The organism is Allobosea sp. P5_A5, from assembly GCF_056400625.1.
The window spans coordinates 44786-58145 of record NZ_JBFUKY010000016.1 but is presented as its reverse complement, the minus strand read 5'-3'; the positions used below and the strand labels follow the sequence as shown (position 1 = coordinate 58145).

Here is a 13360-nt window from a genome sequence, read left to right as displayed (position 1 = left end):
ACGCGATGATGCTTGCGACGACGCCGGCGCCGACGGTGCGGCCGCCTTCGCGGATGGCGAAGCGCAGCTTCTCTTCCATCGCGATCGGGGCGATCAGCGTCACCTCCATCGAGATGTTGTCGCCCGGCATCACCATCTCCGTGCCTTCCGGCAGCGAGACAACGCCGGTCACGTCCGTCGTGCGGAAGTAGAACTGCGGGCGGTAGTTGGTGAAGAACGGCGTATGGCGACCGCCCTCCTCCTTCGTCAGGATGTAGGCCTCGGCGGTGAACTTCGTGTGCGGCTTCACCGAGCCCGGCTTGCACAGGATCTGCCCGCGCTCGACGTCCTCACGCTTCGTGCCGCGAAGCAGCGCGCCGATGTTGTCGCCRGCCTGGCCCTGGTCSAGCAGCTTGCGGAACATCTCGACGCCSGTSACCGTCGTCTTGACCGTRTCCTTCAGGCCGACGATCTCGATTTCCTCGCCRACCTTGACGATGCCGCGCTCGACGCGACCCGTCACCACCGTGCCRCGACCCGARATCGAGAACACGTCCTCGACCGGCATCAGGAACGGCAGGTCCAGCGGACGCGCCGGCTGCGGGATGTACTCGTCGACCGTCTTCATCAGCGCCAGAACYGCGTCATGRCCGATGGTCTTGTCGCCATTGTCCAGMGCGACCTTGGCCGAGCCCTTGGTGATCGGGATGTCGTCGCCCGGGAAATCGTACTTCGACAGAAGCTCGCGGATCTCCATCTCGACCAGCTCGAGCAGCTCGGCGTCGTCGACCAGATCGACCTTGTTCATGAACACCACCAGCGCGGGAACGCCGACCTGGCGCGCCAGCAGGATGTGCTCGCGGGTCTGCGGCATYGGGCCGTCGGCCGCCGACACAACCAGGATCGCGCCGTCCATCTGGGCGGCACCGGTGATCATGTTCTTCACATAGTCGGCGTGGCCGGGGCAGTCGACGTGRGCATAGTGCCGCGCAACCGTCTCGTACTCGACGTGAGCCGTCGAGATCGTGATGCCGCGGGCCTTCTCCTCCGGAGCCTTGTCGATCTGGTCATACGCCGTGAACGTGGCGCCGCCAGATTCCGCCAAAACCTTCGTGATCGCAGCCGTCAAGCTCGTCTTGCCATGGTCGACGTGACCAATCGTTCCAATGTTGCAATGCGGCTTCGTGCGTGCAAACTTCTCTTTGGCCATGACACCCGTGTCCTCGAAGGCGGCCCTACGCGGCCGGAAAACGCGGTCGCATTAGGGGGTTTTGCGCGCAGATGCAAGGCAGCAGCATCACAGGCGTCGCTTAGCCCCCAAACACCCGCCGATAGCGCGCGACCGTCTCCGCATCGCCGGAAACCTTCTCGGGATTGTCGGAGAGCTTCACCGCCGGCCGCCCGTTCGCCTTGGTTACCTTGCAGACGAGCGACATCGGGTCGAGCGCCCGCGAGCCGTCCGGCGAGCAGCCGACGAGATCGTTGGTCAGGTCGGTGCCCCAGCCGAAGGCCATCCGCACCTTGCCGTCGAAATGATGGTAGACGCGCTCGATCGCCTCGACGTCGAGCCCGTCGGAAAACACCAGCAGCTTCTCGCGCGGGTCGCGCCCATGCTCGCGCCACCACTGCATGATGGTCTCACCGGCCGGGATCGGCGGCGCGCTGTCCGGACGGAAGCCGGTCCAGTCGGCGACCCAGTCCGGCGCATGGCGCAGGAAGCTCTGCGTGCCGAAGGCGTCAGGCAGCGCGATCAGCAAATTGCCGCCATAGACCTGCCGCCACTCGTCCAGGACGCGGTAAGGAGCGCGCAGCAGCGCCTCGTCCGATTCGGCGAGCGCTCCCAGGACCATCGGGAGTTCGTGGGCATTCGTGCCGATCGCCTCCAGATCGGCATCCATCGCCAGCAGCACGTTCGAGGTGCCGGTGAAGGCGGAACTAAGCCCTTCCTTCAGCGCCTCGACGCACCAGCGCTGCCAGAGATGGCCATGGCGGCGGCGCGTCCCAAAATCCGAGAGCTTGAGGTTCGGCAGCTTCTGTAACCGCTCGACCTTGTCCCACATCTTGGCCTTGCCGCGCGCATAGAGCACGTCGAGCGAAAAGCGCTTCTGCCCGAGCATGACGCGCCGGGCGCGCAGCTCGTTGATGATCGCGAGCGCCGGCACCTCCCACATCGTCGTATGGGTCCAAGGACCTTCGAAATGCAGCTCGTACTGACCGTCGACCTTGCGCAGATCGTATTCCGGCAGCTGGAAGCCGGCGAGCCAGCCCATGAAGTCCGGCGAGAACATCTGCGTCTTGCCGTAGAAACTGTTGCCGGCGAGCCAGATCAGTTCGTTCTTGGTGAAGCGCAGCGAGCGCGCGTGGTCRAGCTGAGCCCTGAGTTCGCCCTCATCGACGATATCGCCGAGGCGAATGTGCTTCGAGCGATTGATCAGCGAGAACGTCACCTGCACGTCCGGGTGAAAGGCCCGGATCATCTGCAGCATCAGCAGCTTGTAGAAATCGGTATCGAGCAGGCTGCGGATGATCGGGTCCAGCCGCCAGCCATGATTATAGGTCCGGGTCGCGATGTCGGTGAAGATCATATCGGCATCAGATCCGGATCAGGCTTTCGGCAGGCCGGCACGGGAGCGCCGACTGGGTATGTGCGCATCAGAACAATGCCGCGAGCCGGGGCGCAAGCGCCGCCACGCAGTCTTGCCCAGCGGCAGAGCCATGAGCCGGCGGGACGGCGCCGGACCAATTGCCCGCCAACCTCCGAAGCGCTATCTGACGCGGCTGATCAGGATCCGACCGCATGCTCTCCCAGACGACGCCCACGCCAGCCGGATTCGGCGCCAGCCCGTCCGAACCCTATGATCTCGCCGTCATCGGTGGCGGGATCAACGGCTGTGGCATCGCCCGCGATGCGGCGGGTCGCGGCGCCTCCGTGGCGCTGTTGGAAAAAAACGATCTCGCCAGCGCCACCTCCTCCCGCTCGACCAAGCTAATCCATGGCGGTCTGCGCTATCTCGAGCATTATAAGTTCCGGCTGGTGCGCGAGGCGCTGATGGAGCGCGAGACGCTGTGGGCGATCGCGCCTCACATCATCTGGCCGCTGCGCTTCGTGCTGCCGCATCACGAGGGCTTGCGCCCTGCGTGGCTGCTCCGCCTTGGCCTTTTCCTTTACGACAACATCGGCGGGCGCAAGCTGCTGCCGCCGACGCGCACACTGGACCTTGCGAACGATATCGTCGGCAAACCGCTGAAAGACGACCACGCCAAGGCGTTCGAATATTCCGATTGCTGGGTCGAGGATGCGCGCCTGGTCGTGTTGAACGCGATGGATGCAGCCGTGCGCGGCGCCGCCATCCAGACGCGCACCCGTGTGGTTTCAGCCCACCGCGAGAACGGGCTTTGGCATCTGACGACGCAAGGGAGCGCGGGGCCGGCGGATCTCTGGGCGCGCACGCTGGTCAACGCTGCCGGTCCTTGGGTCGGCGATGTCCTGAACGGCGTGATCCACAACAATGCCAAGGCCGGCGTGCGGATGGTGCAGGGTAGCCATATCGTCGTGCCGAAGCTTTATGAGCACGACCGCTGCTACATCTTCCAGAATGCCGACGGTCGCATCATCTTCGCGATTCCCTACGAGCAGGACTTCACCCTGATCGGGACGACCGACCGCGACTACCAGGGCGACCCCAGCGACGTCGTCGCGACTCCCGAGGAGATCGCCTATCTCTGCGCGGCGGCGAGCGAGTATTTCCGCTCTGCCGTGACACCCGATTCGGTCGTCTGGACCTATTCCGGCGTGCGTCCGCTTTACGACGACGGCGCGTCGAAAGCGCAGGAGGCGACGCGCGACTACGTGCTGACGCTCGACGCGCCCCAGGGAGAGGCCGCGCTGCTCTCCGTGTTCGGCGGCAAGATCACCACCTATCGCCGCCTTGCCGAGGCTGCGATCGAGAAGCTGGCCCCTCACGCGCCCTGGGCCACCCGTGCCGCCTGGACGGCGAGCGGCACCCTGCCCGGCGGCGACTTCCCGACGACCGGGTTCGATGCGCTGGTTGGAGACATCGCCCGGGCTCACTCCTGGCTGGAGCGCCGCACGGTCGCCCGTCTCGTCCGGATGTATGGCACCCGCGCCCGCGACATCCTTGCGGGAGCGACCGGGATTGCCGATCTGGGCCGTCATTTCGGCGCGGATCTCTACGAGCGCGAGGTTCGCTACCTGATGCAGGCCGAATGGGCCCATCGCGGCGAGGATGTGCTCTGGCGCCGCAGCAAGCTCGGCCTGCGGATGGACGACGATCAGCGCGCCGCGCTGGACGAGTTCATGCTGAGCGAGGTCGCCACGGCCACCTGAGACGCTCTCCCGCTCACAGCTTGGCGGCGACGGCGGTGATCTCGATGCCATAGCCGGGCGAGGCCAGCCTCGTCTCGACCGTGGCGCGAGCCGGTGCATGGCCCGCCGGGACCCACGCGTCCCAAACGGCGTTCATCTCGCCGATCTTGCCGATATCCGTCAGGAAGATCTGCACGCTCAGGATGCGCTCCTTGCTGCTGCCGGCTTGCGCCAGCGTATCTTCCAGAAGCGCCAGCACCTCCTGCGTCTGCTCGGTCAGTGAGCCTCCTTCCGTCTGCTCCGGCACATGCCCGGCCAGGAAAACGATGCCGTTGAAGATGGCGGCGTCGCACCAGCGGGCCGTCAGCCCGATCCGTTCGATGGTCATGGCGGTTCCTGTCGCAGAGGGAGAGCGCTCGGCTTCGCCCGATGGCCTCGCGAGGTCAAGCACCCAGCTTCCAGTCATGCCCGCCAGCAGCTAGCCTCCTCCAGATCGTGCCACCGGAACCGCCCCATGCGCAGCAGCAAGATCATCCATATCGTCGGCTGCCACGCTGCGGGCGAGGTCGGCGACGTGATCGTCGGCGGCGTTGCGCCACCGCCCGGGGCGACCCTGTGGGAGCAGTCGCGCTTCATCGCCGAAGACGAGACGCTGCGGAACTTCGTGCTGAACGAGCCGCGCGGCGGTGTTTTTCGCCACGTCAATCTGCTGGTGCCACCGAAGGATCCGCGCGCCGCGATGGGCTGGATCATCATGGAGCCGGCCGATACGCCGCCGATGTCGGGCTCGAATGCGATCTGCGTCGCGACCGTGCTGCTCGAAACGGGCATCGTGCCGATGCGCGAGCCTGTAACGGAAATGCTGCTGGAGGCGCCAGCCGGGCTCATCGCGATCAGCGCCCAATGCCGGAACGGCAAGGCCCACATGATCGGGCTTCGCAACGTGCCCTCCTTCGCGGCGGGTCTCGATGTATCGCTGGAGGTCGAGGGCTTCGGCACTCTGACGGCCGACATCGCCTATGGCGGGGACAGCTTCGTCATTGTGGATGCGCCCAAATTGGGTTTCGCGATCACGCCGGACGAGGCGGCGGATCTCGCGCAGACCGGCATGCGCATCACCCGCGCGGCCAACGAGCAGCTGGGCTTCGTCCATCCCGGCGGCACCGGCTGGGACCACATCTCCTTTTGCCAGTTCGCAGCGCCGGTCGAGCGGGTCGATGGCGTGCTGACCGGCCGCAATGCGGTCGCGATCCGCCCCGGCAAGATCGACCGCTCGCCGACCGGCACCGGCTGCTCGGCCCGAATGGCGGTTCTGCACGCGCGCGGACAGCTCGATGTCGGCGAACCCTTCGTCGGCGTGTCGATCATCGGTTCGCGTTTCGATTGCCGGATCGAAGCGCTCACGACGGTCGGACAAACCCCCGCCATCATCCCATTCATCTCCGGCAGCGCCTGGATCACCGGAACGAGCCAGTTGATGCTGGACCCCAACGACCCCTTTCCCGCGGGCTATCGGCTGTCCGACACCTGGCCGAACCATCGATCGAATGCCGCCGCCCTCGTTTAGAACGATTGCAAACAGCGGTCGCCTCGGTGATAGGATGCAGCGGCGACACGTTCTGACCGAGTGATGAAGTCAAATGAAAGCAGGATGGAAATTGTCCGCTGCCCAGCAGCGGTTGCGAATCCGCCGCGCGAATGAAAACACCAAGACCCGGATGCCGCCACCCGCGGCCGCCCGCGGCTGGCCGCCCTATCTCCGCCTGGTCGTCAGCAATGATCGGCTCGGCCGGGGCTGAGACAGCGATCGGGCCTGCATCTTGCGATGCCGGCCACGAACGCCGTGGGGAGTGTCGCGATGAAACGGATCGGTCTGGCGTTGCGCCATTATGACATCGAAGGCGTCGGCGACCTGTTCAGGCTCGCCGGGGCGTTCGTGCTCCTCTCCGGCGCGGTCGGGAGCGGAATGGCGCTGTTGATGGCGGTCAAATTCCGGTGATGCCCCGGACGCATCGCCTGTCGGGCAAGAACGGCCGAGCCTACCCGTAGGGAACCGATAGTCGTCTCCTGGATTCCATGGAGACGACAGGAGGCGACCATGGCAGACGACAAGACCAATCGAGGCGCGCAGGATCGTTCGAAGATCAACCTGCGCGAGGATTATGAAGTGCGGTACTGGACCGACAAGTTCGGGATTTCGAAGTCTCAGCTCGAAGACGCCGTGCGGAATGTGGGCTCATCGGCAAGTGCCGTTGAAACCGAGTTGCGGCGCCAGACCCTGGCGGCGGGCAAGAGCTGATCAGACCTGCGCCGCCCACTCGGCATAGGGCGTGTTTTTCGCCATGTGTCGGTTGAGATCGGGTGCGCCATCCTCCCACCAGACAGGGCCGCGTTCGCCGAGCGCGATTTTGGCGGCATCGACCGCTGCTCTCGCTGCGGCCAAGGAACCCTCGCCGTGCTTCGCGTCCCTGACGGCGCGCCGCGCAGCCATCAGATCAGCGACCAGTTCGTTTCGTCGTTGCGGTGGCAGTGCCGGGTTCGTCGCTCGCCACAGCCGTCCCGCCACGATGAAATAGCGTCCGTCAGGCGTGGTCGGATAACGCTGATCCATGCTCCCCTCAGGTGATGCCACGATGGAAGCGCAGCATCCGCTCGAAGATATCGAAATCAGGACGTTGAACTGCAACCCGCGCCACAAGCCGCCCGAAAGCGCACGTGGATTCGCAGAGCGAACCGAAACCGAGTTGGAAAGCTGGAGCGGGTGGAGGGAATCGAACCCTCGTATTCAGCTTGGAAGGCTGCTGCTCTACCATTGAGCTACACCCGCGACGGCGCCAAATTCCCTATCGGAGGGGTGGAAGTCAAGCCGTGCGCGAGGCGCTTCGGCTTTCTTCTGGTGCTTTTCCGATCAGGCTGAAGGATGGCGTCGGCTCAACGCCCCTTTTCCTGCCGCCACGTGGCGAAATCCGTTTTCGACTGCTCGTCGGTCGGCGGATACAGGCCAAGGATCGAGCGGCCTTCCAGCACCTTCTCGGTGACGAAATCCTCGAAGGCCGTCATTTCGGTCGCCTCGTCGGCAATCTCGTCGGCAAGATGGGCCGGGATGATCACCACGCCCTCCCCGTCGCCAACGACGATGTCGCCCGGAAACACCGGCGCATCGCCACAGCCGATCGGCCCGTTGATCTCGATGGCCTGGTGAACCGTCAGGTTCGTCGGCGCCGACGGGCGCTGATGGTAGGCTGGCATCGCCAATTCGGCGATCTCCGGGCTGTCGCGAAAGCCACCATCGGTGACGATCCCGGCCGCACCGCGGACCATGAGCCGCGAGACCAGAATCGAGCCCGCCGAAGCCGCGCGCGCGTCTTTGCGGCTGTCGACCACGAAGACTGAACCCGGAGGACACTCCTCGACCGCCTTGCGTTGCGGATGAGCCCGATCGAGGAAGACGCTGAGCTGATTCAGGTCTTCGCGCGCTGGGATGTAGCGCAAGGTGAAAGCCGGGCCGACCATATTCTCGCCTTTGAAACCCAGCGGCTGCACATTCTGGATGAACTGGCTGCGCAGGCCGCGCTTGAACAGCGCCGTGCAGAGGGTCGCCGTGCTGACGGCCTTCAACTTGTCGCGCGTCTGGTCGGACAGCATCGTCATGGCTCCACCTAGAAAATCACTGGTTCGGAAACGGGCGCGCCGAAATCGGTGCGCAGGAAGTCGAAATCGCAGCCCTCGTCGGCCTGGCCGATATGGCGCGAAAACATCCAGCCATAGCCGCGCTCGTAACGAGGCGGTTCCGGCTTCAGCGCGGCCTTGCGCGCCGCCAGCTCCTCGTCGGAAACCTCCATCGCGATCGAGCGATTGGGCACGTCGACGGTAATGATGTCGCCTGTCCGGACCAGCGCCAGCGGGCCGCCGATATAGGATTCAGGCGAGACGTGCAGGATGCAGGCACCGTAGGAGGTGCCGCTCATGCGTGCATCCGAGATGCGCACCATGTCGCGCACGCCCTGCTTCACCAGCTTCTTCGGAATCGGGAGCATGCCCCATTCCGGCATGCCGGGCCCGCCGAGCGGGCCGGCATTGCGCAGGACCAGCACCGTATCCGCTGTGACGTCGAGGTCGTCGCGGTCGATATTGGCCTTCAGCATCGGATAATCGTCGAAGACGAGCGCCGGCCCGGAATGCTTGAGCAGATGCGGCGAAGCGGCGGAGGGCTTCATCACGCAGCCGCGCGGAGCGAGATTGCCCTTGAGCAAGGCCAGCGCACCCTCCGCATAGATCGGATTGTCGAGCGGCCGGATAACGTCGTCATTGTAGATTTCGGCGCCGACCAGGCTCTCGCGCCAGGTCTTGCCGGAGGCGTTGATCTGGTCGAGGTCGAGGAAGCCGGTCAGGCGCGTCAGCAACCCGAGCAAGCCACCGGCATAGTAGAAATCCTCCATCAGATATGTGTCGCCGCTCGGCCGAACATTGGCGATGACCGGCACCTTGCGGCTGGCAGTGTCGAAATCCTCCAGCCCGATCGCATGGCCGGCCCGGCGCGCCATCGCGATGACGTGGATCACCGCGTTGGTCGAGCAACCCATCGCCATCGCGACGTTGATGACATTGCGGAAGGCGGCTTCAGTCTGGATCTTCTCCGGCGTCAGCCGCTCATGGACCATCTCGACGATGCGCCGGCCCGTCGCCGTCGCCATCCGGATATGGTTGGAATCGGCGGCAAGGATCGAGGAGGCGCCCGGCAGTGTCATGCCCAGCATGTCGGCCAGCGCCGTCATCGTGGAGGCCGTGCCCATCGTCATGCAGACGCCATAGGAGCGGGCGATGCCGACCTCCATTTCCGACCAGTCCTTGTCGGAGATGTTGCCAGCGCGGCGCTCGTCCCAATACTTGAACGCATCGGAGCCCGAGCCCAGCACCTTGCCATGCCAGTTGCCGCGCAGCATCGGCCCGGCCGGCATGAAAATCGCCGGCACCCCAGCGCTCGTGGCGCCGAGCAGAAGCCCCGGCGTGGTCTTGTCACAGCCGCCCATCAGCACGGCGCCGTCCACCGGGTGCGAGCGGATCAGCTCCTCGGTCTCCATCGCGAGGAAGTTGCGATAGAGCATGGTCGTCGGCTTGACCTTGCTTTCCGACAGCGAGATCGCCGGCAATTCGACCGGGAAGCCGCCCGCCTGAAGGACGCCGCGCTTCACATCCTCGACGCGCTGCTTGAAATGCGCGTGGCACTGGTTGAGGTCCGACCAAGTGTTGATGATCGCGATGATCGGCTTGCCGCGATATTCCTCCGGCGCGTAGCCCATCTGGCTCATGCGGGAACGATGCCCGAACGAACGAAAGTCGTCCGGCTCGAAATAGCGCGCGCTGCGCTCGTTGGTCGGTTTGTCGGTCATGGGCGGCGTTCCACAAAGTGGTGGCGAAAGGACCTGAGACGATCGCTCAATGCTGGAGGCCCCATTTCAGCACGGTGCGAGCCTCGATCGTCCGGAAAATCAGGTTCTCGACGATCAGGCCGATCAGGATGACCGTCAGCAGCCCTGCGAAGACGGCTGGGATTTCGAGCATATTGCGGTTCTCGAAGATGAACCAGCCGAGACCGCCCTGCCCCGACGAGACGCCGAAGACCAGTTCTGCCGCGACCAGCGTGCGCCAGGCGAAGGCCCAGCCGATCTTCAGCCCGGTCAGGATCGAGGGAAACGCCGCCGGGATCAGGATCTTGCGGATGTAGCGGAAGCCGCGAAGATCGTAGTTGCGGCCGACCATCCGCAGCGTCTCGGACACCGCGCGGAAGCCCGAATGCGTGTTGAGCGCAACCGGCCACAGCACCGAATGGATCAGGATGAAGACGAGGCTGCCATTGCCCAACCCGAACCAGATCAGCGCCAGCGGCAGCAGCGCGATCGCCGGCAGCGGGCTCAGCATCGCCGTTACCGTGTCCAGGAAATCCGAGCCGATGCGGGTATTGATCGCGATGATCGTCAGTGCTCCCGCGAAGATGACTCCAATGGAGTAACCCATCAGCAGCACCTTGAGGGACGCCCAGGCGCGCGCCGGCAGGATACCATTGGCGATGTTCTCGCTCAGTGAACGCAACGTATCGACAAGGCTCGGAAACAGCAGAGGATTGTCGAGGTAGAGCCCGTAGGCCTGCCAGATCGCGGCCAGCGCCAGGATGATCGCGACCTTGCGGACGGCACCGACATCCCAGAGGGCTTCGACGAATCCGACACGACGTTCCACTTCGGCGGTGGCTGTGCCCTCCGCGGGGCGCATCACGATGCGAGCGGTTGAGGGAGATGTTCCAGTCGTCATGTCCCGCTCCTTCCTAGTGGGCTGTTACGTCGGCATCGGCAAACAGCATGTCGTGGATCTCGCGCTCCAGGCGACCAGCGCTCCCATCGGCAATCGAGGTCGTATCGACATCGACGACCTCCGCCTTGACGCGCCCCGGATGGGGCGACAGCAGCAGGATGCGGTTGCCGATCTTGATCGCCTCCGCGATCGAATGCGTCACGAACATCACCGTGAAGCGGGTTTCCTCCCAAAGCTGGATCAGTTCGTCCTGGCAGGTGCGCCGCGTCAGCGCGTCGAGGGCGGCGAAAGGCTCGTCCATCAGCAGGATGTCGGGCTCCATCGCCATGCCGCGGGCGATGGCGACGCGCTGCTTCATGCCGCCCGACAGCGTATGCGGAAGCGAGTCGAGCGCGCGGGTCAGGTTGACCTTTTCGATATAGTGCTTCGCCTTCTCGACGGCCTCCCTGCGCGACAGGCCGCGCGCCTCGATCAGCGGGAAGGTCACATTCTCCAGCACCGTCTTCCAAGGCAGCAGCTGGTCGAACTCTTGAAACACCATCATGCGGTCGGGGCCGGGCGCGGTCACCTTGCGCCCCTTGATCGTCATGCTGCCTTCGCTCGGCTGGAGATAACCGCCGACGGCCTTGAGCAGGGTTGACTTGCCGCAGCCGGAAGGGCCGAGCAGCACGAAGCGATCCGAGGTGTTGACCTTGAATGAAACCCGCTCCGTAGCCGTGATGACGCGCCCCGGCAGCTTGTAGCGCAGGGTGACGGAGGAGACGTCGAGCAGCGGCGTGCCGACGCGGGAAGCAGACTGCGAGGGTTCGGATGTCATATCCATCGACATCGACACGCGTTCCAGCTCAGCTGCCGGCGAGATCATGCGAAATCGGCAGGTAATAGTCCTTCCAGGATGCGGGCTTGGTCTTGATGCCGCCCGTGCGCACGAGATGATCGGCGAACTTCATCGTGCCCTGCGGAAAGACGTTCCACTCCATCATGCCTGGCTGCTTCAGCATCTCGAGGATCTGCTCGCTCGGCGTCTTGTCGCCGGTCACCTCGCGGTAGATCTCGACGGCCTGCGGCGTGCTGGTCTCGATGAAGGCCCGGGCCTCATCCGCCGCATTGCGCAGTGCCTGCACCAGCTTCGGGTTCGACTCGGCAAAAGCCGTCGTCGTCATGATCTGGCCCTGGCTCAGCGCCGAACCCATGATGTCGGCGGAACTGGCGACGACCCGGACTTCGGGGATCTGCTGCTCGTAGAACTGGAAGGGCGGCGCAGCGAAATGGCTCTTCACCTCGTGGCTCTGGTTCTTCATCGCGATCAGCGCGTCGGGATGGCCGAGCTGCACCGTCATCGCGTCGAAGTGGTTCCACTTCTCCGGCCCGAAGAGCTGGGAAGCGGCGATCTGGAGCAGGATCGCCTGCGTCGAGACGCGGATCGTCGGCACCGCGATCTTGTCGCCTTCCTTGTAGTCCTTCAGCGTCTTGATCTGCGGGTCGCGTGTCAGCAACAGCGCAGGCTGGGCCGAACTCGCGCAAATGCCCTTCACCCGCCCGCGCGACTTGTCCCACAGCACCAGCAACGGGCCGGTGCCGGTATTGATGATGTCGACGCTGCCGGAGAGCAGAGCGTCCTGCTGCGCGCCGCCATTCGAGAAATTGACCCACTTCGTGCTGACGCCGGTGACTCCGAGCTTCTCGGCGTGCTTCTCGATCAGCTTCTGCTTTTCGATGACGTGGGTCGGCATGTAGAGGATGCCCGGCTGGCGGCTGATCGAAACCTCGGTTTTTGCCTGCCCTCTGGCACCTGTGGTGGCCGCGAAGGTGGCCGCTGCGCCGAGCGCAAGCGTCTGCCGGCGATTGATCATGGACATCCTCCCAGTTGTTTTGGCGGTCTCGCAGCGCAAGCGCGGCAAGCCGTGATTGGGAGCAATCAAATCACTGATGCATTAGTGCGTCAACCTTGCTTAAATTCCGAATGAGGGCGATGCTCGCCAATCCCTTTCATAGAATCTGGCGCAGAGGACGAATTCCAGCTCATGAGCGATATCCTCGACCGTTATGTCGCACAGCAGCCAAGGCCGCAGCCGACGGCAAGGGGCGGCGCGGGTGCCGTCTTCGACATGCTGCGCGAGGAAATCATCTCACTCGCCCTCCCCCCCGGCACGATGGTGTCGCGGCAGGAGCTCCAGGGCCGCTTCGGCTTTTCATCGACGCCGATCCGCGACGCGCTGATGCGGTTGCAGGAAGAGCGGCTCGTTGATGTCTATCCGCAGCACGCCACGGTGGTGAGCGCGATCGATCTAGACCTGGCACGCCAGGGCCAGTTCTTGCGTCGCTCGGTGGAGTTGGAACTCGTGCGGACATTGTCGCTCTCGGCGCAGCCATCCGCCATCGCGAGGATGCGCAGCCTGGTGCGCCAGCAGGCGGCGTTTTCCGATCTCGGCGAATACGAGGCATTCGTCAGGGTCGATCAGGACTTTCACCGCACGCTTTATGAGGCGGCGCAGGTCACCGCGCTGTGGGAACTGGTCAGGCGTCAAAGCGGCCATATCGACAGACTTCGGCGGCTGCATCTGCCGAAAGCGGGCAAGATGCGCGAGATCCTCGTCGCCCACACCGCCATCGTCGACGCGATCGAGGCTGGCGACGCCACGGAGGCGCAAGCCGCGCTGCGGGACCACCTGTCGCGCTCACTCGACTTCGTCCCGTCCCTGCGGGAATCGCACCCGACCTATTTCCGGACATAGCGCCAAAGGC

The 13360-nt window shown here is 64.6% G+C and carries 14 protein-coding genes and 1 tRNA gene; 5 read left to right on the top strand and 10 right to left on the bottom strand.

Features of this window, described 5'->3' with window-relative positions:
* Both tuf and pncB read right to left on the bottom strand, forming a co-directional pair.
* A partial coding sequence (gene tuf, locus AC1DR6_RS21820; RefSeq protein WP_476831372.1) for an elongation factor Tu occupies positions 1-1189 on the bottom strand: 1189 nt, incomplete at its 3' end.
* A gap of 100 nt (positions 1190-1289) precedes the next feature.
* A complete protein-coding gene (pncB, locus tag AC1DR6_RS21815) occupies positions 1290-2564 on the bottom strand; it encodes a nicotinate phosphoribosyltransferase (protein ID WP_476831371.1) in 1275 nt (424 codons plus the stop codon).
* Between the two features lie 212 nt (positions 2565-2776).
* On the opposite strand from pncB, the gene glpD reads away from it, so the two are divergent.
* Positions 2777-4327, top strand: a complete 1551-nt coding sequence (glpD, locus tag AC1DR6_RS21810; RefSeq protein ID WP_476831370.1) for a glycerol-3-phosphate dehydrogenase — start codon at positions 2777-2779, stop codon at positions 4325-4327.
* A 13-nt stretch (positions 4328-4340) separates the two neighbouring features.
* On the opposite strand, the gene AC1DR6_RS21805 is transcribed toward glpD, so the two are convergent.
* A complete protein-coding gene (locus AC1DR6_RS21805; RefSeq protein ID WP_476831369.1) occupies positions 4341-4694 on the bottom strand; it encodes a RidA family protein in 354 nt (117 codons plus the stop codon).
* A 126-nt stretch (positions 4695-4820) separates the two neighbouring features.
* On the opposite strand from AC1DR6_RS21805, the gene AC1DR6_RS21800 reads away from it, so the two are divergent.
* From AC1DR6_RS21800 to AC1DR6_RS21790, 3 genes are all read left to right on the top strand, one after another.
* The gene (locus AC1DR6_RS21800; protein WP_476831368.1) at positions 4821-5873 is read left to right on the top strand and encodes a trans-3-hydroxy-L-proline dehydratase; all 1053 of its coding nucleotides are present in this window, start codon (positions 4821-4823) and stop codon (positions 5871-5873) included.
* A gap of 258 nt (positions 5874-6131) precedes the next feature.
* On the top strand, positions 6132-6305 hold the full coding sequence (locus AC1DR6_RS21795; RefSeq protein ID WP_476831367.1) for a hypothetical protein: 174 nt from the start codon (positions 6132-6134) through the stop codon (positions 6303-6305).
* Between the two features lie 99 nt (positions 6306-6404).
* Positions 6405-6605, top strand: a complete 201-nt coding sequence (locus AC1DR6_RS21790; protein WP_476831366.1) for a DUF3606 domain-containing protein — start codon at positions 6405-6407, stop codon at positions 6603-6605.
* Here AC1DR6_RS21790 and AC1DR6_RS21785 read toward each other — a convergent pair whose 3' ends face one another.
* From AC1DR6_RS21785 to AC1DR6_RS21755, 7 genes are all read right to left on the bottom strand, one after another.
* Positions 6606-6917, bottom strand: a complete 312-nt coding sequence (locus tag AC1DR6_RS21785; protein WP_476831365.1) for a hypothetical protein — start codon at positions 6915-6917, stop codon at positions 6606-6608.
* Between the two features lie 142 nt (positions 6918-7059).
* Positions 7060-7133 (bottom strand) — tRNA-Gly (locus tag AC1DR6_RS21780).
* 104 nt (positions 7134-7237) lie between these two features.
* A complete protein-coding gene (locus AC1DR6_RS21775; RefSeq protein WP_476831364.1) occupies positions 7238-7957 on the bottom strand; it encodes a ribonuclease activity regulator RraA in 720 nt (239 codons plus the stop codon).
* 8 nt (positions 7958-7965) lie between these two features.
* The gene (gene araD, locus AC1DR6_RS21770) at positions 7966-9696 is read right to left on the bottom strand and encodes an L-arabinonate dehydratase (protein ID WP_476831363.1); all 1731 of its coding nucleotides are present in this window, start codon (positions 9694-9696) and stop codon (positions 7966-7968) included.
* 46 nt (positions 9697-9742) lie between these two features.
* On the bottom strand, positions 9743-10615 hold the full coding sequence (locus AC1DR6_RS21765) for an ABC transporter permease (protein ID WP_476831362.1): 873 nt from the start codon (positions 10613-10615) through the stop codon (positions 9743-9745).
* A 13-nt stretch (positions 10616-10628) separates the two neighbouring features.
* On the bottom strand, positions 10629-11444 hold the full coding sequence (locus tag AC1DR6_RS21760) for an ABC transporter ATP-binding protein (protein ID WP_476831361.1): 816 nt from the start codon (positions 11442-11444) through the stop codon (positions 10629-10631).
* 16 nt (positions 11445-11460) lie between these two features.
* Positions 11461-12468 carry an ABC transporter substrate-binding protein gene (locus tag AC1DR6_RS21755; RefSeq protein WP_476831360.1) on the bottom strand — a complete coding sequence of 336 codons (1008 nt, stop codon included), beginning with the start codon at positions 12466-12468 and terminating at the stop codon, positions 11461-11463.
* A 171-nt stretch (positions 12469-12639) separates the two neighbouring features.
* Between AC1DR6_RS21755 and AC1DR6_RS21750 the strand changes: the two genes are divergently transcribed.
* Positions 12640-13350, top strand: a complete 711-nt coding sequence (locus AC1DR6_RS21750) for a GntR family transcriptional regulator (RefSeq protein ID WP_476831359.1) — start codon at positions 12640-12642, stop codon at positions 13348-13350.
* The last annotated feature ends 10 nt before the right edge of the window (positions 13351-13360 follow it).